Origin of the sequence: Citrobacter sp. CK181 (genome assembly GCF_030333595.1) — a bacterium.
GTDB classification, from domain to species: domain Bacteria; phylum Pseudomonadota; class Gammaproteobacteria; order Enterobacterales; family Enterobacteriaceae; genus Citrobacter_B; species Citrobacter_B koseri.
The window spans coordinates 106,297-128,048 of record NZ_JAOWFN010000013.1; the positions used below are offsets into that span (position 1 = coordinate 106,297).

Below are 21,752 nucleotides of genomic sequence, written 5' to 3' on the forward strand. Positions count from 1 at the left end.
ACCGCAGCGGCCTTCCCGCTATAGTCATTTCATTACCCATCAGATGGTTATTTAATAAGGATAAAAACGTGAAATTGACGATATCTCATTTACGGGCAGGGGCGGCGGTACTGTTGGCGGGCATATTGCTGGCGGGGTGCGATCAGCAAAGCAGCGACGCGAAACACATCAAAGTCGGCGTGATTAACGGCGCCGAGCAGGATGTGGCGGAAGTCGCGAAGAAAGTTGCCAAAGAGAAGTACGGTCTTGATGTGGAACTGGTAGGATTCAGCGGTTCATTGCTGCCTAACGATGCGACCAATCACGGCGAACTGGACGCCAACGTGTTCCAGCATCGACCGTTCCTCGAACAAGATAACAAAGCCCATAACTACACGCTGGTAGCGGTAGGCAACACCTTTGTTTTCCCGATGGCGGGCTACTCGAAAAAAATTAAAACGGTTGATCAACTGAAAGACGGGGCGACGATCGCCATTCCTAACGATCCGACTAACCTCGGGCGTGCGCTCCTGCTGCTGCAAAAAGAGAAGTTGATTACCCTGAAAGAGGGGAAAGGTCTGTTACCAACGGCGCTGGATATCACTGACAACCCACGTCATCTGAATATTATGGAACTGGAAGGCGCGCAGCTGCCGCGCGTACTGGACGATGCGAAAGTGGATGTGGCGATCATTAGCACCACCTACATCCAGCAAACCGGACTTTCGCCGGTGCATGACAGCGTCTTTATCGAAGATAAAAACTCGCCGTATGTGAACATACTGGTGGCGCGGGAAGACAACAAAGATGCTGAAAATGTGAAAGCGTTTTTACAGTCTTATCAGTCGCCGGAAGTTGCGAAAGCCGCAGAGACTATCTTTAACGGTGGCGCGGTGCCGGGGTGGTGATCGGTAACGCTTTAAGTTAAATGAACTTTATCGCCAGAGACTCTTTTCTGGCGATAACATGCAGCATGGTATTTCCCGCTTAACGACAATAGCGAAATTTCTCTTCTTTTTTCCCCGTTCGGAGTTTTCAACAAACTTTCCCCTTCCATTCTTTTTTGTGCTCAAAAAAGCCGATTCTAATAGTGGATTGTCCTTTTTTGTAAGGTTGTGGTAAGCAATCTTTAGATTTTTATACTGAGAAATAGTAGGTGATTAAAAGAAAAGATCGTTCCGGTAAAATTCCTGGAAATGGTATGTATTGTAACCTTAGCTTAACAATAGTTACGTTTAGAATCTAAATAGGATTATTCTTGTAAAAAATTAAAAAAATGATTTGTTTGTAATAACTCATTAATTATTAATAAATTATATAAAATACTTTAGTCGTATTGTCAGGATTATTCTCGTAATTCTAAAAGTGGTGTTTTCTGGCTAATAATGCAGCAATAAATGTAATCGTTTTGTTTTTGTTTGTTTGATATTTGGTTTTTATTGTGTTTTTTATATGTTTAAATTTCGACTGTTTTGGGTTGTGCAGTGATCTGGATCAATTTATTTGATTTATAAAATTTTATCTTTTTTTAACTGATACTGTCTTATAAAAACCTGGTTATCGATATATTTTGCATGGTGAATAGCGCAGATATTATGCGGTACTTTATTTTCCTGTAAGCATTTGGATTTGATTTCTTTTGGTTGAAAAATCCTAATATTGCGGATGAAAGTTTTGCGTATATTATGTCAATGGAACCGGAAGGTGTTATTCAGTACTCATTTTTGATAATGGGATGAGGTTTGTTTTGCCTTAATAACACATTCAATACGTAGTTCATTTATATCAACAACACCAGGGGAATTTATTATGCGTAAATATAATTATGCGTTATCCGCGTTAGCAATGGTTATCACTTCCGCATTTACTGCTTCAGCATTTGCGGTGGATGGAACTATTACAATTAACGGACAAATTACTGATACAACTTGTACTATTTCTGTCGACGGTGGCAGTAATGATGCAACGGTAACGCTGCCAACCGTTTCGTCTACTACGCTCGGCGCAGCAGGCGCAACGGCAGGTGCTACGCCGTTCACTATCTCGCTGAGTAACTGCTCAGGAACATCTTTAAATACCGCCAGCACCTACTTCGAACCTGGCGCTTATGTTGATAGCACAACCGGTCGTCTGAACATTGATTCAGCAGCGGCAGATGCAGCGACTAACGTGCAGGTTCAATTATTAAACGCCGATCGTGACGCCATTGTTGCAGGGGCTTCAGTAGCGAATGGTCAGAATGATATCCCTGTCGATATCTCTTCTGGAAACGGTACGCTGAATTACTTTGCGCAATATTATGCTACTGGCGCATCTACTGCGGGCTCTGTAACGACTCAGGTCGATTACACCATGGTTTACGAGTAATAAAGACAGGAGTAAAGGCGGCGTCCTTTACTCCTGATTATGAGGTGATGAGATGTTAAAGATATTATCTTCCGGGCTGGTATTGTTATTTTCGGCGTTCTCACTGAATGCTATGGCTGACGTTGTGATTAACGGAACACGCATTGTATTTAATGCAAAAGACAAGGAATCAACGGTACAGTTAAAAAACCGGGGGAATAATCCTTATCTTTTACAAATATGGATGGATGATGGTAACCCAAATGCAAAGCCTGGGGAGATCACGGTTCCGTTCCTCATTGCTCCTCCCGTTGTTCGCATTGATCCGGCGAAAGGGCAAGCTGTGCGAATCATGGCGACGAACCCGTCATTGCCGCAGGACAGGGAGTCCTTGTTTTGGTTCAACATGCTGGAAATTCCGCCAAAAGCACAGGATTCAACGTCGGGCAAAACGCATATGCAGTTGGCATTTCGTACCCGAATAAAATTATTCTATCGCCCGGATAATCTGCAACCAACACCATTACAGTCTTATAAAGAATTAAAAATATACCAACAAGGGAACAACATAAAAGTAGTAAACGACTCTCCCTATTACATCACTTTCAGCAAGGTTGAGATTCGTCGAACAACAGGGTCAGCTGTATTAGCTGCTGTAGAAAACTTCCCCCAACGTATGGTGAAGCCGAAAAGCGAAATAGTATTCCCGCTCGCTAATAAAAAATCGACGCAATTGAGCGGTGCTTCAGTTTTTTACAGTGTAATAAATGATTATGGTGGAGAAACAACAAATGAGCAAAAATTACAAAGTAGCCCATAACGTTATTTCTTGTCCTCTGAGATTAACCCGCATTGCTCAATTCGTTGTTTTATCTTTTATTTCTTTTCAGGTTGCCTTCGCTGAAAATGATGAAGTGCAATTTAATAGCGATTTTTTACGCTCAGCGATTGATGTTAGCAACTATTCTCAGGGAAACCCGGTTCCGCAGGGACAATATAATGTCGATCTGTATGTGAACGACAAATGGCGAGGGCGTGGTGAAGTTAAGTTCGAAAATGATAAAAGCAATGCCGTGGTAGCCAAACCGTGTTTTACGCTGAAGCTGATATCAACGCTGGGAATCGATATTGATAAAATTGATCCAATGCTGCGCCAGTCGTTAAAGAATAATGAAAGTTGTGTGCGTATTGGTGATATATCTTCTGATTTAACAGCTTATTACGATGTGACGACACAGCGCATCAATGTGCAGGCGCCTCAGATATGGCTGCTTCGCCAGGTTCGCGGCTATGTTAGTCCTGAATTATGGGATAACGGTATTCCTGCTGCGACGTTGCAATATGATTACAACGCATGGCATGCAGAGATGTCTGGAACGGACTCTATGTCATCTCAGTATCTGAGCCTGATGGGAGGGCTCAATTGGGATGCCTGGCGCTTACGCTATCGCGGTGTTTTCAACTGGAACAACGATCAGGGTTGGCATTATGACTCAACCAGCACTTATCTTGAGCGCGGCATTATTCCGCTGCGCAGCAAACTGGTGATGGGTGATTCCACTACGGATGGCCAGGTCTTCGACAGCGTTGGTTTTCGGGGCGTAATGCTGACTTCTGACGATCGTATGTATGAGGATTCCCAGCGAGGCTATGCGCCAGTTATTACCGGTGTTGCGAACACCAACGCACTCGTCAGCGTGAGTCAGCGCGGCGCGCGTATCTATCAAACGACGGTTCCGCCAGGCGCGTTCCGTATTGATGACCTGTACCCCAATGGCACCGGCGGCGATCTGCTGGTAACGATTAAAGAGGCAGATGGGAGTGAGCACAGTTTTACCGTGACCTATGCTTCCATCGCTGAACTGCTCCGTCCGGGAACCAGTCGCTATTCGCTGATGGCGGGGCGCTATCGGAATACCTCCGTGAATGAGAAACCACAGATTGCGATGGGGACATTCCGTCATGGTTTTACTAACTTACTGACCACTTACACCGGTGCGATGGGCGGGGAGGATTATCAATCGGTCGCAGGTGGCGTCGCGCTCAATACGCTCATTGGCGCGCTTTCTGCTGACATAACGCATGCGCGAACGACGCTTGCGGATAACAGTAAACGTGAAGGCCAGAGCATCCGCTTTTCATTTGCCAGGATTCTGCCCGTCGTTGATACCAATATCACCCTGGCGAGCTATCGCTATTCCAGCTCCGGTTATTACGATATTGACGATGCGATGTTGATGCGTGATTTAGAGCGGACACATAAAGGGGCTTATTCCAGCAGCATTAACCGCAAGAATCGTCTGCAACTCAGCGCAACGCAAACTATTTCCGAGACGCTTGGGAGCATTAATCTCAGTGCCAGCACTCAGGATTACTGGAACAAAAGCGGGCGTGATACCGAGTATCAGTTGGGTTACACCAATGCGTTCAAGTGGTTCAATTTTAACCTCAACGCCAGCCGTACCCGCGATTTAGTGAAAGACAAATGGGATAACAAAATCGCGATAGGGATTTCCCTGCCGTTAGGGAACAGCGCGCGCTCGGCTTATCTCAGTACCACCTATGTTCAGGAAAGCGGACATCGGGGGCTGCAAAACTCAATCGCCGGCACCTCCGGGGAGAACCGTCAGTATAACTGGGGCGCGTTCGTCAATCAGGATGACTACGACCATAGCAGCAATAAAACCACGGGCGGCGTCAGTGGTAACTGGACTTCGCCGTGGACCAGCATGGGTGGCAGTTTCTCAGCAGGCCAGGGCTACCAGCAATACGGCATGAACCTCTCTGGCGGTGTTGTCGCCTGGCAAAATGGCGTTGTGCTGACGCCGATCATGGGGGACACCATGGCGGTCATTGAAGCGGAACATGCGGGAGGCGCAAAGGTGGCAAACAACAGCAGCCTTAGCCTTAACCGCAATGGTAATGCCGCAGTGCCTTACCTCTCACCCTATCGTCAGAACACGATTGAGCTCGATCCCCGGGGGTTATCGAATGATATCTCCCTGGACGTCACCAGCCAGAACAGCGTCCCTACCGCAGGCGCCGTGGTGTTGATGAAATACGCCACGGATACAGGGTATTCCGTGCTTTTCACTCTCCGCCATGCCGGTGATGTGCTGCCTTTTGGCGCCGATGTGGTCGATGAGAGCGGCAATACTGTCGGTTACATCGCCCAGGGCGGGCAAAGTTTTGCGCGCGTTAAGAATCTGGTGGGCAAATTGCGCGTGAAATGGGGAAGTGGATCGGGTCAGGAGTGCCAGTTCAGTTACCGCTTATCAGAGCAGAAAAGCGCAGATGTCGCCGACTTACGTCGGGCTGATGCGGTATGCCAGTAATTAAGGAGTGAAAGATGAAAACTATCGTAACGGGCGTTGCCCTCTCTTTTCTGGCACTGGCGGCGATGTGCGGCGTGGCGCGAGCGGACGGGACGTGGGTGAACTGTGAGCGTACCAATGGCTACTACCAGTACTTTGACTCTACGACCGTACAGGTGGGTAAAGATGCTGCCGTCGGTGATTTATTAGGTACCTGGGCGACCTCTTACAACCCGACGGCATGGACCTGCTCTCATCGTACTAATTATCAAAGCTACGCCATCCCGATGGCGGTACAGGGGTATCCCCCCTACACCGTTTGGGGAACTACCCAGGTCGATGGGCAAACGTATACTGTCTATGACACGACGGTAAAAACCGGGTTGGGGTATATCGCTCGCTGGCGCTATACGGTAAAAGGGCAAACCAGCGACTGGTATCCTCTTACCATTGCGACCGGAGGGCAGCAGACGCCTTCGCAGTTATTTACGGTGACAGGCGATGGAAGTTCATGGAATCTCGGCGTGGATGTCCAAATCCGTTTTGTAAAAACCTCGACATCGTTAACCGCAGGCAGCACTTCCGTCTTTGACCCGATGTATATGCGACACTACCAGACATACGGGGGCAGTACGTCTGTTGGCAGCGGCACCTATATGATCGCTGATTTTCTGGCGGGAGGGCTGATCATATCCACCACCGGGGGAACCTGTACGACATCGGATGTCACGGTTAATTTACCGGCTGTTAGCCGAACTGATTTTAGTGGCATAGGTTATACCGCCGCGCGTACTGATTTTAATCTGAACTTTACAAAATGCCCGGCAGGGTTATCGAGCATCAGCTATTTGTTTACGCCGACCACGGCCATTATTGATAACGCCAACGGTGTTTTTGCGCTGGCGAGCACCTCAACGGCGAGTGGCGTGGGTATTCAGTTGTTGGACGATCAGAATATCCCTCTGTCGTTTAATACGGCATATCTCCTGACGGATTATGATCCGGCTCAGGACAATGCGAATTATACCGTGCCACTACGTGCCGGTTTATATCAGACTGCGGCAAATGTCTCTTCTGGCGATGTCAGAGGTGCAGTGACATTCACCCTTGTCTATAAATAGAGGAGGGGGCATGGCGAAACGGCTAAAATATGTTCTGAACCACTTCCTGATTTTACTTTTATTGCCGTCATCGGCTATGTCGGCAACGTATATTAATTACACGCGAGTGATAATTAATGAAAAGGCGCGCGAAACATCATTTACTATTTACAATGAAGGGCTGAAACCCGTTTTATTGCAGTTGTGGACTGAAAAAGACAATATTTTTGATCGTCCCGAGGAGATTAAAACACCGTTTATCATTTTACCTCCGATTTTTCGGCTTGAAGGAAAAACATCCCGGGCGGTGCGGGTGCAGTTTACTGGCGACCAGCATACATTACCTGCTGACAGAGAATCTTTATTCTGGCTGAACACGCTGGAAGTCCCTCCTGTGGCTGATAGTAAAGCGGAGAAGGGCGCGCTACAGGTCGCTTTTCGTACTCGGGTGAAGTTATTCTGGCGGCCCACTGCACTGGCAGCAATCACCCTTGAGGAAAGTATAAAAGAATTACACATCTCTTTATCTGATTGTGGAGGAAAACGCTGCCTGTTAGTAAAGAATAACTCACCTTTGTACGTAACATTAATGGATCTTACGTTGAATGACGGTACAGAAATAAAGCAATTACCTGATGATGGTCTTTGGGCACCATTGTCAACTAAAACGGTTGTTTTACCCAAAAACACAAAAGGGGAGGGCACAGTCAAAACACTCTCATGGATTGATGATTATGGCGTGGTCAATACCTATAACTACTAATGCGAAGGATAACGTTATGCTTAATTTTAACCCTTCATCCTTACGTTTTAAATTTATTTACCTGACAAAAAATATTTATGATGGTATTGCCATTCATACACTTTTTGAAGATGCCCTGCATGAATCAGGATTGAAAATGGGGCTTAATGAAGATATACCCTTTCACCTGATCGATAAGTACAGTAATTTTATTCCGTTTTCATTGCGGTTTGATGCGACGTATAAACAACGCAGTCGCACGCTCGAACACGATATTACCCTCTCGGCAAAAGGGGAAGAGATAAAGCGAATGCGTTTTAATCATATACTCTTTTTTGTCGATATGTATAACCCTGACCATACCTCTTTTCTTTCGGTTGCCGGACTGCATGGCCTTACGGCGGTCAGGGAGCGCATGGATGCTTTCATGGTGCATTGTAATGCGGTGATTAATGGTAATAGAAAATGCCGTTCAAGTAGTTTCTTGTTCACGCTGCGTGAGCAGCAAATTGTGTTTCATCTCTTACAAGGCATGTCGGTTAAAGAAATCGCACTGGAATTAAATGTGAGCGATAAACTGGTTTATCGGGAGCGCTGGGCGCTGACGCGTAAGCTTATCGACCAGAAAAATTGCAGATTATACAAAAGGCTAATAAACATTAACGCGACATTATAAGCGATAAAAGAGTGGACCAGATTATTGGAGCCCACTCTTTTGCCTTATGCCGCCCGGGCGCGACGGCGGGAATCCATTGAAATCAGCACCACCGACGAGAGGATCAGCAACGTACCAAGCCAGTCCGGCAGGGTGAAGCTGATGCCCAGCAACAGCAGCGATAACAACGCGCTGCTTAGCGGTTCCGCGCAGCTCAGAATGCTCGCTTTCGGCCCGCCAATCATTTGCGCCCCTTTCAGATACAGGCTGAAAGTCAGCGATGTGCCGATGACCACCAGATAGAAAAACGCCAGAATCAGGCTGCCGCTGACCACAAAATCCGTTCCCTGCCCGGCATAGAAGGGCAGCAATATCACGCCGCCGATCAACATGCTCCAGCCAACGACAGGAAGCGTGCCGTAACGCGCGATCAGCGTAGAGGGCCAGGTCGTATAAAACGCTGCGGCAAACGCGGAGGCAATCCCCCAGAATAGCGCGGCAGGCGAGATAGACAGCGATGTCGGATTACCGTGTGTTACCAGTAAAAAGGTGCCAATAAGAGAGGTGAGAATGGCCGTCAGCACCAGAATGCCGGGGCGCGCTTTCCGTACCAGCGAGAACCACGCCACGATAATCGTCGGCGATAAAAATTGCAGCACCGTTGCGGTGGCGGCATTGGATTTCTCAATGGTGAGCAGGAAGGTGAGCTGTACGGTAAGCGCCCCCATGATGGAAAAGAACAGCAGGCTTAGGGCGTCCTGGCGGTTTTTGAAAATGGAGAATACTTTGTCGCCGTGAACAAACGAGAGCATCAGCAGAATCAACCCGGCGAATATTAGACGCGTCATGGTCAGAAACTGCGACGACATCTGGCTTTGTTCCATAATGTACTGCGCGCAAACCCCTGAACTTCCCCATAATACGGCGGCAATCAGGACGTTCAGCATCCCTCTTCTGGTGGACCCCATTTTTTCCTCAACATGGTGTTTTGTCTTTTTTATGTGCAGGCATCATAGCAGAGATGGCGGCACAAACGAGACGGGCGTTAGCATCGCCCACTTTTACGACAGTCGGGTAAGCTGTGTTTCACCGTCCTCCATCGCCAGTTGATACAGCGAAAACGCGGCATGTTTCTCGATCAGATTGGCCAGTTCAGGCGAATGACTGGTGAGCCAGATTTGCGAATGGCGGCTGGCTTCGGCGATCAGTTGGGCGAGGGCGGGCAACATCTGCGGATGCAGGCTGTTTTCCGGTTCGTTGAGCGCGATAAAAGCTGGCGGTCGCGGGCTTAACAGCGCTACGGCCAGGCACAGGAAACGTAGCGTGCCATCCGAGAACTCCGCAGGTTCCAGCGGACGGGTCAACCCTTCGCGTTTCATCATCAGGCGAAAGTGGCCGCCGCTGTTATCGCTGTAGAACACGCAACCGGGAAATGCCCGATCGAGAATCCGCATCAGCAGCAGTTCATCGCCAATCTCGACGATTGTCTGGAACGCTGCCGCCAGGTTTGCTCCGTCGCTGGCCAGAACCGGTGAGCGGAATCCCACCTGCGGAACACGAATCGCAGAACCAGACGAGACTGAAAACTCATGATAAAAGCGCCAGTTGCGCAGCATTTCTCGCATCTGCGACACCTCCGGGTAGAGGTGTGGCTCTCCCAACTGGCCGAATACCGACTCGTTCTCATACAGCGTGCCGCTGTGGGTGACTTTCTCGTGATGGATATTATTGAGGAATACGACCTGGTTTTTACGTTTCATCAACTGTGAGGAGGGGCGGCGAGCGTGTCCGCTCAACCAGACAGACTCCTCTTTGATGACCGGGTCGAGATCGAACTGCGACGGGTAGGGGAGCTTCTCGACAAACCCTACCTGTAACTCGTATTCATAGGTTTCTGTTTCTACCGCCAGAGTCATGCGCCGCAACTGGTCGCTGCGCGTTTTCCCGGCCCAGAATACCTTCAGAATGCCGCCTTCGTTCGCCAGCGCCTGTGAGAACTGCCCCTGTGCCGCACTGTGCATCAGGTGAATCGCCTTATAGATATTCGACTTTCCGGTGCCGTTAGGGCCGAAGACGATATTGAGCTGTTCCAGTTCCAGAGACTGATGGCGAATCGAGCGGTAGTTTTCGATGTGCAGCGTTTTGATCATGGGCGTTAGCGGTAGAGGGGCGATGCGCCAAGCATAGCGATTTCGTCCCGGAAGAGACAACCCGTTCATATAGTTTTACGCGGCGCATAAAAAAGCAGGGGCGACTTTCTCGCCCCTGGGGGGCTTATCAGAAGCCTTCCAGCACAATCTTGCCGACGGAGCGGCCCGTTTCAAGCTGTGCGTGCGCTTTCTGAATATTCGCCGCGTTGATGGCTCCGTAATGCTCGCCCAGCGTGGTGTGAATCACCTTAGCATCAATGAGCTGCGCCACGCGGGTCAGTAGCTGATGCTGGGCGATCATGTCGTCGGTTTCAAACATTGAGCGGGTAAACATAAACTCCCAGTGCAGCGAAATACTCTTTGTTTTCAGCGGTCGTGCGTCGAGCGTTGCCGGATCGTCTATCAGCGCCAGCTTACCCTGCGGCGCCAGGGCTTCGATGAGCTGCGGGTAATGCTTATCAGTGTGGGTCAGGCTGGCGACGTGCGTCACCGCGTTGATGCCGATCCGCGCCAGCTCTTCCGTCAGCGGTTTGCTATGGTCGATGACATGATGCGCACCGGCTTCGCGTACCCATTTCTGGCTTTCCGGGCGCGACGCGGTGCCGATCACCGTCAGTCGGGTGAGTTTGCGGGCCAGCTGCGTCAGGATGGAGCCCACGCCGCCTGCGGCGCCGACAATCAGCAACGTATCCCCTTCGTTGCCGCCTTCTTCAACGCCGAGGCGGTCAAACAACATTTCCCATGCGGTGATCGAGGTCAGCGGCAGCGCTGCGGCGGCGGCATTATCCAGCGTTTTGGGTTTCAACGCGACGATGCGCTCATCAACAAGCTGGAACTCGCTGTTGCTTCCCGGACGGCCCAACGCGCCGGCATACCAGACTTCATCCCCCGGTGCGAACAATGTCACCGCCTCGCCGACTGATTTCACTACGCCTGTGGCATCCCAGCCCAGCACGCGCGGGGTCTCTGCGTTAAAACCCGCGCGTACTTTGGTATCGACCGGGTTAACGGAGATGGCTTTCACCTCAACCAGCAGGTCATGTCCGGCGGCGACCGGAACAGGGAGGTCAATGTCCTGTAAAAACTCAATATTACTGCCTTCTGGCGCGGCGCGGGTAATTGCGATGGCTTTCATAACATCTCCGGTGTGGGAACAGGTTTATCGTTTGTATAATTCGATGGTAAACCGCCAGCAGAACGGGAAAAATAGCCTCACGACGACAGGACTTATATTCGGGGAGTGAAAATGTTCCGGCTTGAAGATCTCACGTTGTTTGTTCGCGCGGCGGCGCTAAACAGTTTTAGCGATGCGGCGCGGGAAGCCGGGGTACAGCCTGCCCAGGTCAGTTCCGCCATCAAACGGCTGGAGTCTACGTTAAACATTCGCCTGTTCGCACGCTCGACCCGCAGCTTACGGCTGACGCCGGAAGGCGAGGTCTGGTTGCCCTACGCCAGGCAGATGCTTGAGGTGATGCACGCCGGGCTGCAAAAAATTCAGACGCCGGAAGATGAGATCTCCGGTACGCTGCAAATCGCCGTGCCCTCCGATCTTGGGCGCAATTTACTGCTCCCGGTATTCCAGTCGTTTCGCCGTCGCCACCCTGCGTTGCGCCTGCGGGTGTTTTTCTCCGATCAGGTCGCCGATGTATTTAAAGATCCGGTTGATGTCGCGTTCCGTTACGGCAATACGGAAGATGCTTCTTACATCGCGCTGCCTGTCTCTCCCGATAACCGGCGTGTGCTGGTGGCTTCGCCGGACTGGGTCGCGCAATACGGCGATCCGCGTCATCCCGATGATTTAGCGCATCTGAATGCGTTAACGTTCGTGTTGCGCGGACGCCTGCATGACCGCTGGACGTTCATCCGCAACGGTGACGTCAGCAGCGTACAGGTCAACGGCACCATGATGAGCGACGATGCTGAAGTTATCCGGCGGCTGGCTATCGCCGGTGAGGGGATGGCGTACAAATCCTGGCTTGATGTCTCTGAAGATGTGCGTGACGGGCGATTGCAGCGCCTGATGCCAGATTATCAGGGAGAGAAAGTCCCGCTGAACATGATCTGCCCGCACCGCAAACAGCTTTCGACGGCAGTCCGCCTGCTGCACGAAGCGGTAAAAGCGCGCTGCGAAAGACTGGAACTCCCCCCGATGTGAGGCGATACGCGTTGCCGTTTGTAGTGTGTAGGCCGGATAAGCGTAAGCGCCATCCGGCGCACAATATAACGAGGGGAATCAGCGCGCCCTTAATCCTTTTTAACTGCGGTTGTGCTTCTTTTAGTTCACCAGGCAATGTTTTCTCCCGTTCGCTCCAGGCCGTCAGGACGATACAGCTATGATCGATTTCTTGATAGTGGGCGAGGGCATTTAAAGATCAGGTCGCAATGAAGGAATGAATTTGGGGAATTGGCTTAAGACCCAGGGGAAGAGTGAGGAACTTTGGCGGAGATCACAGGAGTCGCATTTGGTGGTTAATCATGTTGAATTTATTGATTATTTTCCTATGCGCTTTACTGATGTGCCCCCGATTATGCCCCCACATGTTTTTCCTTAAGGATCAGTTGGCTGATTTATGGGCGTTTCAAGCCAAGGTTGGACTGTGCCCGATGAACATCCAAAGATGTTATCCAGGGTTCTTGATCCTGCCAGGAGAAACTCTTCTGGTCAATGCGCACAAGCTCGAATCGTTCCACAAGGAAATTAACAGCATCAGTAAGATTCACTCCCGCCTCTATATGTTCCTGAATCGTCGTATCGTTACTGAACGGTGTGTCGTTGATCGTGAGGCCGTAATGATGCTCTAAAATATACGTTAATAGTTTTTGCCAAACTTGGACAGGAGACAGGCGTGACGAAACCGTCACTGTTTTCGGTACAGTCGAAATATGCATGAGTTGATTCCCTGATAAAAGTAGAGGAAGGTGTTAACTGGTTATAGCTGATGGGGATAAATGGCGATATAAACGTAGCCATAAGAGCCGAGAGTGTCAGCTTCACAAGTAAGTCCATTGTGATGCAGTGTGACGCAGTGCTGGTTGTGAGGATCAAGCTCGCCAGTTGTCAGCATCCGCTCAAGCTGTTTCACCATTAGTGGAAACGCTTGGTCCAGACTCAATGCTTCTGCGTCACTGAATGAGCCATTAAATCCTGCCCGGTCAGCCAAAAAGTATATGCGGTTGCCTTCCTGTACCAGACGAGCGCCGAAGCACGGCGTGATATTACGTTTTAATCCCCACTGAAGGCAGGATGTGTTCTCCGCCGATGTGCCGGATATGGTGGTCGACTGCATTAATATACTCCTTAATGATTGAGTGGGATGATTAGTTCACCGTCACGCAGTGAAGAATAGCGTACGGGCCTGCCCGGTCCTGACGACGTTCAACAAAAACAGCGAGTACGCCGCTGATATGCTGAACTTCATGTCCATAGTAATGGCATACACTGCCATGCCACTGGTAGTGACCTGTACAGAAGGCAGATAGCCTGGATTCGGGATGCTGACGATAAATATGCATCGCCTGGCTCTTACTGATGATTTTCATTCTGCACCTCATAACAAGCCACATTCAGCAAAAGACACCACTTCGTTCCCGACCACAAGATGATCCAGCACACGCACTTCCACCAGAGCCAAGGCTTTAGCAATTCGCTGCGTGACATGTTTATCCTGCTGGCTGATTTCTGTCGTGCCGGACGGGTGGTTATGCGCCAAAATGACCGCAGCAGCGTTATGTTTCAGGGCTGATTTAACCACTTCGCGGGGATGCACTTCGGTATGGCTGAGCGTGCCGGTAAACAGTGTTTCTCGCTCCAGCAGGCAATGCTGATTGTCGAGATACATTACGATGAAGACTTCCCGCTCCAGGTGAGCCATCTGCAGTTGCAGCCAGGTTTTTGTAAGGCTGGTAGAGGTAAATGACTCACTCGGTTGACGCTGGTATTTCTCCAGCAGACGTAATGCTCGCTGGATGACTCGCTGCTCGTTTGCAGGAAATACCGGGGATAAATTGATCGTAGACATGGTTGCTCCTTAGAAAGAAAAGCCCTTCCGAATCTTCGGAAAGGCGTTAAGGGAAAATAGTGGAAGAGATCATGAAGCAAGCTGCAGCATATTCTCAGCCATCACCCAGAGGGCCCGGTTGAGCTTCACATCACCGTCAATACCTTTCACTGCTCGGGTATGGGCGCGCTTTCCTTTGGTTGTTCTCCCCGATAGCCCGCCTTTAATTAGGTTTTCCTGAATGCGCTGATAAGTGGTCCACAGGTCGTTACTCTCATCCTGCCAGCGGCGTGGGGAAAGTATCTGCGTCTCTGTCACCGGTTGGTGCTCCTCACCGAAGCGATATGTCAGCGCCGCTTTCGCCATAGCCTGCTGAGCGGGCGGCGGCAACAAAAGCGACTGCATGGAATCGCGTTTCTCTTCTACGCGGTCAAATATTCCCAGTACTTCGTAGGCCCCTTCGATGACTTTCTCTACTACGTTGCCTTTATGCGGCACGCGTACTTCGCCAAAACTCTCACCGCAAATCAGCCCATTTTGGCAAACTGCTCTGAATAACCCCGGTAGCATCTGATATGAGCTGGAGCCGTCGTGGCTGTTCAGCAGAATAATTTCGGGAACCTGTTTGCCAGTAATCTGGCCTTCACGACGCAGGCGCAGCATGTGCTTCGTATGCTCTCGTTTGCTCTGGTCGCGGACTCTGGTTTGACACGCGAAGAATGGCTGGAAGCCTTCGCGTTGCAAGTTATCGAGAAGGGTAATTGTCGGGATGTAGGTATAGCGATCACTACGGGATTCATGCTTTTCTTCGCTGAAGACACTGGGCACATAATGGGCCAGTTCGTCGCGAGTTAACGGGCGGTCACGACGAACAAGGTTGACTGCACCAAAGCGGCTGGCTAAACGGGTCATAGTTGATTCCTTTTAAAACGGGCATAAAAGCCACTCCAGTAGAGTGGCATTGGATGGAAGATAAAATGTTCAGGGAGAGGCTGGTGGCTGGCTCTGCTGTGGCGAGAGTTCTCTGTCAGGTAATGCCGGTGGTATTAGCTTTTCGGCCTGGTGATGTTGTAATCGCTGCAGAATAAAGGGTTTACTGTACTGGAAGTATCGAAGACACCACTCGTATTTAACGACTCGCCTTATGTTCAGAGGTAAGCGTTCATACGCTTTGCTGCACACCGATAAAACAAAGGCATCATCATTGATTCTGTCCTCTGCTATTGCAGCCAGCCCTTTGATAAAGGAACGCTTCAGCTTTTGTCGAGAGTTAGCTTCCAGGCGAGCTTCGGAAGGTGATAGTACGTCTGGTACAGGTGTTAGAACACAAACCGTGTTGCCTGATTGGGACTTTTCAGGCAAGCGTGGCGAGTTTTTTTATGAGTCTTATCAGGCTATAGGTCATCAGGCTGGCTCCCATTGTCTGGCATACGACCGACTTACTTCTCAGCAGAGTGAGGCCTGCGACGCTGAAAACAACGGGCCAGGTCAACCCAAATGATTCTGCATCTGGCGTTGTATCGTCCGGGGATTTTTTAGTTTTCATAGGTTGATCCAAAAGGCGTCCGGTATCGCAGGAAGCTTATACCGGACTAGAAGAGTAATTAGGGGAGATCGACTGAGGCTATTTCCTCAGAAGCGTTTGTGGGGCCACTGTAAACGCCGACGTATTCATTTTGAGGGAAGATAATTACTGCATTTTTCTTCGGGTCAAAAGAGCAACCATTTAATCCTGCAATTTCGGCGGTTTTCCCGGAGCTTGTGTTTTTAACAACCAGTTTGTTGTCAGCACAACTGCTACCTTTTACATAATTCACCACATAACCGTCCTGCTCTGCGACCATTTCTCCAGCTGCTGGTTTTAGCTGAGAGTTACTTTCTTTATTCCTACTTACGCGTTTGCTGTTGTAAGGAATATATTGCGCAGCATCATTCCGCATGGTCGGTGGATCATTGTTCAGACCAAGATATACAGGACAACTGGGGACACCCACCTCGCAACTCTTTTCGACGATAGCACGTGACGGCCAGCCTTTTGTGCCGATGTAAGCAGCACCGGTTTCATCAAGGCAGTAGGTTTCCTCCCATGTGTAATTTTTATTCTGACCCGGCATAGTGCGGGTCGTTACGAGACAAGTCAGAGCCTTAACCGGTTTACTGTCGTAGCGGATAAAGTTCTGTTCAAGGGGTGATGCTGCGTACAGCAAAGGAGATATGTTCGCAGCAGCAGCCTTGCTCTGTGCCTCAGCGCTAAAACCAACTTTGTTGTTGAGTTTTACGCTGACTGCCGCATCGTTCATTTCGCGAAGCATTTCACCGCCTCTATCTGTTAGAAAGAACGTGTATCGCTCTGGGTGAATATTACCGGGAATTGTGATGGCAAAACTTAGGGCCGGAAATGAAAGCACTGAGATAACAAATAAGCGTGAAATAAACTCTGTCATGATGACACCCTGAGGACGTTTGTCGTTGGCTCTGCTGGACGTATCTGAACTCCAGCAACGAGTGGTTAAAACAGCAAACTGTGCTGTTTTGAGAATTAGGCGAAGAAGGTGCTTAACGGCTGATGCAGTCCTGCCAGGTTACCTCTTTCAGCGCTTCCTGAAGACCTACATTTTTGAACGGTTTGGACAATGGTTTTTTGGCTTCAGTGACTTCCAGCACTCCTTCATCATTGGTGTTTTTGAGCGCCATAAATGCAGCTTCGCCTAATTGATAGTGGGTTGAGTTGATGATCAACCCTGGCTTTTTCAGACCTGCCCCAGAAGAAATGGAATAGTTCTTTGCTGGGACGCTGTAGGTGATGCCCAGGTGGCCTCCGATGCAAGTGAAGGTAATGCGCTCACCAACATCATTGTCGGCATTAATACCAAATTCCATTCCGCTGGTATTACCAAACCAGTTACCCCACTGCTGTTCCTGAATGGTCGCGTGGGCAGCGGTGGTGAACAAAGTTGCACTGAGAAAGAGTGCAGAAGTGACCTTGAACATAGAGATTCCTTACTGTTGTTTTACAAACGAAAAATGGCCCTTTGCTGTACAAAAGGCCACCTGATCCTATGCATTTGAGAGAGAATGGGATAATCGTTACTACAGATCAGTTTCCAGGAATTGATCGTTATATTCTATTGATAAAACGATCGATTCCTCTCTATTAATAGTCAGTAACTATCACTGCTTGAGTATCGATCGGTGCAATAGATCAATGTGAAGAAGCCGCGCCAGTAATACATACTGGCACGGCTTCATGTGGGTAATATAGATGTGAAATGATCTGGAATACTTTCAAGGCACTTTTATGGGGTAATTTATACTAAGTTATAAGCTCACCAGTTGCCCACAGACTAATTCAGCTCCTGTAATTTATTTCTGATTATTTTTATTTTTTTTCTTTTACGGGTAAGGTATGTATCCCTGGCACGCTTAAACTGGTTATAAAGTTCTGGTTCCAAGAAGGTTCCTCCAACATAGAAAATCCAGACTGCATGGATAGCTAAATATGTTTCTCTTGGTGTCGATGGCTGAATGATCTCAAATGCATCATGCCAGCCAATTCTGTTAATACTGGATAGAGAACTGCCATTTTCCGGAAAAAGGTCTATGGTTTTATAACTCACCTTTTTTATGCCACTTTCATGCTTTGAACTCTTGTCATTATCAGCGTCATTGTTAGGTGATTTATTGTAATCCTCCTGTGCCGTACTTTCTGACATATTCTTATTGCAGATGCCATATTTGTCGTCAGCAGAACATATTGAGAGTGAATAATCTTCAACAGATAATTTAATTCCCCCCTCTGGCGCTTCTGTGCCTTGACTGTAAACGCGCTTCCTCATGGATGGTTTATTTTTCATATAGTCCCAGGCCCACTGGCATAGACCTGTATTTTCCACGGGGATATTTAACTTACGTTTTGCTTTAAACTTAACATCCCATTGAGACCTTATGTTTTTTATAAATGATAATTTATCAATGAAGTATGATGGAACTAGATCCATGAAATACAGGATAGAGTTATAACGTTCTTTGTGGGATGCGGGATGTACATGCAGCGAGTTTATTTCTGAAAGAAAAGGTTCCGATGCAATTGCATGCTGATTCTTTTGGCTAAAATTATCAAGACCTGATAGGTCAACCAGAGAATGCACATTGCTAAATTTTTGTGGCGCAACCTCCTGTTGAATATTGAGCATTTCAGAAGATAGCTGAGGATAGTATTTTTTAATACTTAACCAAACAAAATAACAAGCATGCTCATTTTTCCTGAACCATTCAAACTCTGATTCTGGAAGAAGTGAGTCAAGAAAAATTTCTATTTTTCTTTCATAATGAAGTATAGCATCAAGGACACCTGAATAATAGTCGCTGATAATTTCAGATAATAGTAAAGAGGCATCCCGTATATTCATTCGGTAAATTGAGTTTATTCTTTTCATGTTTTTTAGAGGTGAGGAACGGTAGCGATCGACCATAGGTTTATTTTCCATTACAAACCAATAAAAAACGGATAGTTCTCTTTTTGTTTTTATTTTTAGCCTGTAATCCTCATTCTTTCCTTTGCTTAAACTCATCTTTTACCTCTTTGAATGCCGGACTCAATTTACAGCATATCCATTATTTTTATACTGATAATAGTTGTAGTGTATTGCATAGTCAATAAGTAGATTTTTCGTAGTTTTTTTGTAGTGTTTTTTTTGATGAAACGTGCAGTACTAGTGACAAATTACATAGAAAGTAGCTTTTTTTAGACAGGGGTGTAAGGAAAGTTTCCTTATCGCCATAGTGAAAGGCCATAACCTGTCCCTGTATGCTTTCAGTAATGACTCTTCAACCACTATGGAGACTCTCCATAGAAATGTAAAACCATACATACCTGACCTATCCATTTGAAAGGATGCCGCCCGGCGTCCTCATGTTAAATTCTTTTGGAGAAGTCATGAAAGAGATTGATATTTATAAAGACCGGTTCGTTGATATGGTTTTCATTACCGAGCTGACCAGTCTGTCTGATAAGTGGTTTTATAAAATGGCACAGCAAGGGAAATTTCCAAAACCTATAAAGTTTGGCCGCAGTTCCCGCTGGATTGAACGTGAAGTAAAAGAATGGTTAGAAGCCCGCATTAATGACTCGAGAGCATAAAGACAATTAAAGATAGTGATAAAAAGGTCACTAACTTTACACCATGCTTTTATACTTGCGTGCCTTGTTGCTCATGGGTTTTATGTGATTTATAAAGACGGTTTATTTATTATTGTATTTAATGCATTATCAATCGGTCATTAATGCACTCAATCATCAAACAATATCAACCCATATAAGCACTTTATACCCATCTCATTGAGGTGTTATACACTTATACTTTGTTATCACACAGACACTACCTCTGATATAACTATTCATACTGAATATTAGACAAAGACACTCATCCAATAACCACACTAATACATTGCCGGTCAGCCATTGCTGACCGGTCTCAGAGAAATACATTATGGCCTTACCAGAATCATTCCTGTTATCTCATGCTGAATATCACATTGAGAATAATACTCCCTATGTCACCATATCCGATGACAATGAATTCAGACTCAGATTAGAACAACTGGATAGTTGTCTTAAAACTATCAGCAGAGGACGTAAGTTACCTTTCGCTATTCTGTATAACCGTTCAGGATACAAAGAGAGCGCTGAGTCAGTCACCATTCTTGATGCCATCCGTTATCTTAATATGTTGCCACAAGATGCAATGAAAGTACGAATAGCTAATCCACGTATAGCTACCTTCCAGCGTCTATTTACTGGCGCCAATTTATATTCGCGTGTCCATAACGGGAAAATAGCAGGGGCAGACACTGTTACCACAGCAGAAATGCTGAATAAGCTGATACAGGATTACCGGTTTACTGTGAGCCAGGCAGGATTTAAAAAAGCATGCAGAAAGTATCAGAGGGCTTCGGTTAAAAATCTTAAGGGAGTGATGAATTACATCAGACATCTGCAGGAGCGTCATTCCCGGCTGCTGGTCTTGCGGGTTGATTTATCATGGGCAAATGAGCACAAAGCTGATATCACTGCTGATGATGCCCGTAAGCACCGTCAGCAGCTGTTTCGCAATATGCAAAAGAATCCAATGTTTCGCCATGTCCTCGGGACGGTATGGAAACTGGAATATGGCCCACAACGTAAATTTCATTACCACATGCTATTTATCTTAAATGGTAATAAGGCACAACAGGATGGCGTGATTGCTCATGCTTTCGGGAGATACTGGAATGAAACTATTACTAAAGGTAAAGGCATGTTCTACAACTGCAACGCTTACAAAGAGCGTTATGAGGACTGCTGCCTCGGCAAACTGAAACGCGGTGACAGTAGTAAGGACAAGGGGTTACTTAAGGCGCTAAGTTACATCACCAAAATCGATGCCTGTGCACGTCTGGTTCTTCCGGGTAATGCCAGAACCTTTGGTCGCGGAGAAGTACGTTCATTGAAAAAAAGGAAGAGAGCATAAATAGGCCGGTAAACCTAACCTGTTGTAACAGTCGGTAATGCTTCCTTCCCCCCTTCTATCTACAAAGCCAGCTAACCATGCTGGCTTTTTTCATTTGTTACGGAGTTCATGATGAATTACTTCGTCTTAGCCACTCACGCCGTCACCGTAGATGGTGAATGGGTTACACCAGAATCTGTTCAACAGGTTGATTTTGATTCATTGCTTTGTATTTACTGCAAACTGCAGATCGGTCTTCAGTTTGATCCTCTGACATCTACAAAAACGTTTGTGCACATACCGAGGCATATCAACAATGTTGCTCGGCTTAAAACATGTCGATTTAACAAGCCCCAAACAGTACCAGAACAAACCTCGCCAAAAACTATCCCGCCTCCAGAAATGCGCCTTCGACCTACTAACACGACGATACGGCAATGGCGATGCTGCTGGTGCGATACTCACTGGCATGGGGACAAGGTTTGTCCGAAATGTCGCGACTTGATTTATGTGTTAGACGTTTAAGAGACAGTTTCGGTCGTTAGAGTTCGTAGGTTAAATCTGAGCGTGCCGACATCTACCATTGCCCCTCTTTTACCAGGAAATGAAATTAGGTATATTTCCACAATTCCGGAAATATAGAAACGAGATGCAAATGGAGCTTTCAAAAGCAGCAGACACCCTGAAAGAGCTGGGACATCCTACACGACTGAGCGTGTACAGAGAGCTGGTTAAAGCCGGGCATGAAGGTTTACCGGTTGGCGAACTGCAGAAGCGGCTCGACATCCCTGCCTCTACGCTGAGCCATCATCTCTCATCGCTGATATCAGTTTCTCTGGTACGCCAGGAACGTCAGGGCAGAACGCTCTTTTGCCATGCTCGATATGAAAATCTTGAGGCTCTGATTGCCTTCCTGACAGAAGAATGCTGCTCAGGAACTGACGACTGCCTCACCATGCCCCAGAAGACGGAGAAGTAAA

Annotated in this window: 23 protein-coding genes; 12 read left to right on the forward strand and 11 right to left on the reverse strand. The window is 47.8% G+C overall.

What is annotated here, in order from left to right; all coding sequences use genetic code 11:
• Window positions 1-68: 68 nt before the first annotated feature.
• The 7 genes from nlpA to OGW17_RS11895 all read left to right on the forward strand — a co-directional run bounded on the left by nlpA (window position 69) and on the right by OGW17_RS11895 (window position 8,157).
• Window positions 69-887, forward strand: coding sequence for a lipoprotein NlpA (gene nlpA, locus OGW17_RS11865; protein WP_049008078.1), 819 nt, complete (start codon window positions 69-71; stop codon window positions 885-887).
• Between the two features lie 901 nt (window positions 888-1,788).
• Window positions 1,789-2,346, forward strand: a complete 558-nt coding sequence (locus tag OGW17_RS11870; RefSeq protein ID WP_012135801.1) for a fimbrial protein — start codon at window positions 1,789-1,791, stop codon at window positions 2,344-2,346.
• A gap of 52 nt (window positions 2,347-2,398) precedes the next feature.
• Window positions 2,399-3,145, forward strand: coding sequence for a fimbria/pilus periplasmic chaperone (locus tag OGW17_RS11875; protein ID WP_049008079.1), 747 nt, complete (start codon window positions 2,399-2,401; stop codon window positions 3,143-3,145).
• Window positions 3,146-3,239: 94 nt separating this feature from the next.
• On the forward strand, window positions 3,240-5,660 hold the full coding sequence (locus OGW17_RS11880) for a fimbria/pilus outer membrane usher protein (protein ID WP_235424135.1): 2,421 nt from the start codon (window positions 3,240-3,242) through the stop codon (window positions 5,658-5,660).
• Between the two features lie 14 nt (window positions 5,661-5,674).
• Window positions 5,675-6,760, forward strand: a complete 1,086-nt coding sequence (locus OGW17_RS11885) for a fimbrial protein (RefSeq protein ID WP_081353210.1) — start codon at window positions 5,675-5,677, stop codon at window positions 6,758-6,760.
• A 10-nt stretch (window positions 6,761-6,770) separates the two neighbouring features.
• The gene (locus OGW17_RS11890) at window positions 6,771-7,502 is read left to right on the forward strand and encodes a fimbrial biogenesis chaperone (RefSeq protein ID WP_012135797.1); all 732 of its coding nucleotides are present in this window, start codon (window positions 6,771-6,773) and stop codon (window positions 7,500-7,502) included.
• Window positions 7,503-7,518: 16 nt separating this feature from the next.
• A complete protein-coding gene (locus OGW17_RS11895; protein WP_012135796.1) occupies window positions 7,519-8,157 on the forward strand; it encodes a helix-turn-helix domain-containing protein in 639 nt (212 codons plus the stop codon).
• Window positions 8,158-8,201: 44 nt separating this feature from the next.
• Here the strand turns inward: OGW17_RS11895 and OGW17_RS11900 are convergent, their stop codons facing one another.
• The 3 genes from OGW17_RS11900 to OGW17_RS11910 form a co-directional block, all read right to left on the reverse strand.
• A complete protein-coding gene (locus OGW17_RS11900; RefSeq protein ID WP_024131066.1) occupies window positions 8,202-9,104 on the reverse strand; it encodes a carboxylate/amino acid/amine transporter in 903 nt (300 codons plus the stop codon).
• A gap of 93 nt (window positions 9,105-9,197) precedes the next feature.
• A complete protein-coding gene (locus OGW17_RS11905; protein WP_071259157.1) occupies window positions 9,198-10,286 on the reverse strand; it encodes an AAA family ATPase in 1,089 nt (362 codons plus the stop codon).
• A gap of 127 nt (window positions 10,287-10,413) precedes the next feature.
• Entirely contained in the window at window positions 10,414-11,421 is a 1,008-nt protein-coding gene (locus OGW17_RS11910) for a zinc-binding alcohol dehydrogenase family protein (RefSeq protein WP_071259159.1), read from the reverse strand.
• Window positions 11,422-11,532: 111 nt separating this feature from the next.
• On the opposite strand from OGW17_RS11910, the gene OGW17_RS11915 reads away from it, so the two are divergent.
• A complete protein-coding gene (locus tag OGW17_RS11915; RefSeq protein WP_049008086.1) occupies window positions 11,533-12,441 on the forward strand; it encodes a LysR family transcriptional regulator in 909 nt (302 codons plus the stop codon).
• Window positions 12,442-12,854: 413 nt separating this feature from the next.
• Here OGW17_RS11915 and OGW17_RS11920 read toward each other — a convergent pair whose 3' ends face one another.
• The 8 genes from OGW17_RS11920 to OGW17_RS11955 form a co-directional block, all read right to left on the reverse strand.
• On the reverse strand, window positions 12,855-13,175 hold the full coding sequence (locus tag OGW17_RS11920) for a TA system toxin CbtA family protein (RefSeq protein ID WP_071605960.1): 321 nt from the start codon (window positions 13,173-13,175) through the stop codon (window positions 12,855-12,857).
• Between the two features lie 41 nt (window positions 13,176-13,216).
• Window positions 13,217-13,573, reverse strand: a complete 357-nt coding sequence (locus tag OGW17_RS11925) for a type IV toxin-antitoxin system YeeU family antitoxin (RefSeq protein ID WP_054627869.1) — start codon at window positions 13,571-13,573, stop codon at window positions 13,217-13,219.
• A gap of 31 nt (window positions 13,574-13,604) precedes the next feature.
• Window positions 13,605-13,826: a DUF987 family protein gene (locus tag OGW17_RS11930; RefSeq protein WP_286452200.1), complete on the reverse strand. Its 222-nt coding sequence runs from the start codon at window positions 13,824-13,826 to the stop codon at window positions 13,605-13,607.
• Window positions 13,827-13,834: 8 nt separating this feature from the next.
• Window positions 13,835-14,305, reverse strand: coding sequence for a RadC family protein (radC, locus tag OGW17_RS11935; RefSeq protein WP_032294514.1), 471 nt, complete (start codon window positions 14,303-14,305; stop codon window positions 13,835-13,837).
• 69 nt (window positions 14,306-14,374) lie between these two features.
• Window positions 14,375-15,196: a DUF932 domain-containing protein gene (locus OGW17_RS11940; RefSeq protein WP_044599778.1), complete on the reverse strand. Its 822-nt coding sequence runs from the start codon at window positions 15,194-15,196 to the stop codon at window positions 14,375-14,377.
• Window positions 15,197-15,888: 692 nt separating this feature from the next.
• A complete protein-coding gene (locus OGW17_RS11945; RefSeq protein WP_286452201.1) occupies window positions 15,889-16,728 on the reverse strand; it encodes a hypothetical protein in 840 nt (279 codons plus the stop codon).
• 112 nt (window positions 16,729-16,840) lie between these two features.
• Window positions 16,841-17,275 (reverse strand): hypothetical protein, encoded by a 435-nt coding sequence (locus tag OGW17_RS11950; protein ID WP_286452202.1) that lies wholly within the window; start codon window positions 17,273-17,275, stop codon window positions 16,841-16,843.
• Window positions 17,276-17,628: 353 nt separating this feature from the next.
• Window positions 17,629-18,855, reverse strand: a complete 1,227-nt coding sequence (locus OGW17_RS11955; RefSeq protein WP_286452203.1) for a hypothetical protein — start codon at window positions 18,853-18,855, stop codon at window positions 17,629-17,631.
• 365 nt (window positions 18,856-19,220) lie between these two features.
• Between OGW17_RS11955 and OGW17_RS11960 the strand changes: the two genes are divergently transcribed.
• The 4 genes from OGW17_RS11960 (at window position 19,221) to OGW17_RS11970 (ending at window position 21,751) form a co-directional block, all read left to right on the forward strand.
• The gene (locus OGW17_RS11960) at window positions 19,221-19,424 is read left to right on the forward strand and encodes a helix-turn-helix transcriptional regulator (protein ID WP_063448364.1); all 204 of its coding nucleotides are present in this window, start codon (window positions 19,221-19,223) and stop codon (window positions 19,422-19,424) included.
• 349 nt (window positions 19,425-19,773) lie between these two features.
• Window positions 19,774-20,793 carry a YagK/YfjJ domain-containing protein gene (locus tag OGW17_RS11965; RefSeq protein WP_126498995.1) on the forward strand — a complete coding sequence of 340 codons (1,020 nt, stop codon included), beginning with the start codon at window positions 19,774-19,776 and terminating at the stop codon, window positions 20,791-20,793.
• Window positions 20,794-21,174: 381 nt separating this feature from the next.
• Complete coding sequence (locus OGW17_RS21660) at window positions 21,175-21,297, forward strand: putative zinc ribbon protein (RefSeq protein WP_438286446.1); 123 nt, start codon at window positions 21,175-21,177, stop codon at window positions 21,295-21,297.
• A gap of 130 nt (window positions 21,298-21,427) precedes the next feature.
• Window positions 21,428-21,751, forward strand: a complete 324-nt coding sequence (locus tag OGW17_RS11970; protein ID WP_025760241.1) for an ArsR/SmtB family transcription factor — start codon at window positions 21,428-21,430, stop codon at window positions 21,749-21,751.
• The last annotated feature ends 1 nt before the right edge of the window (window position 21,752 follow it).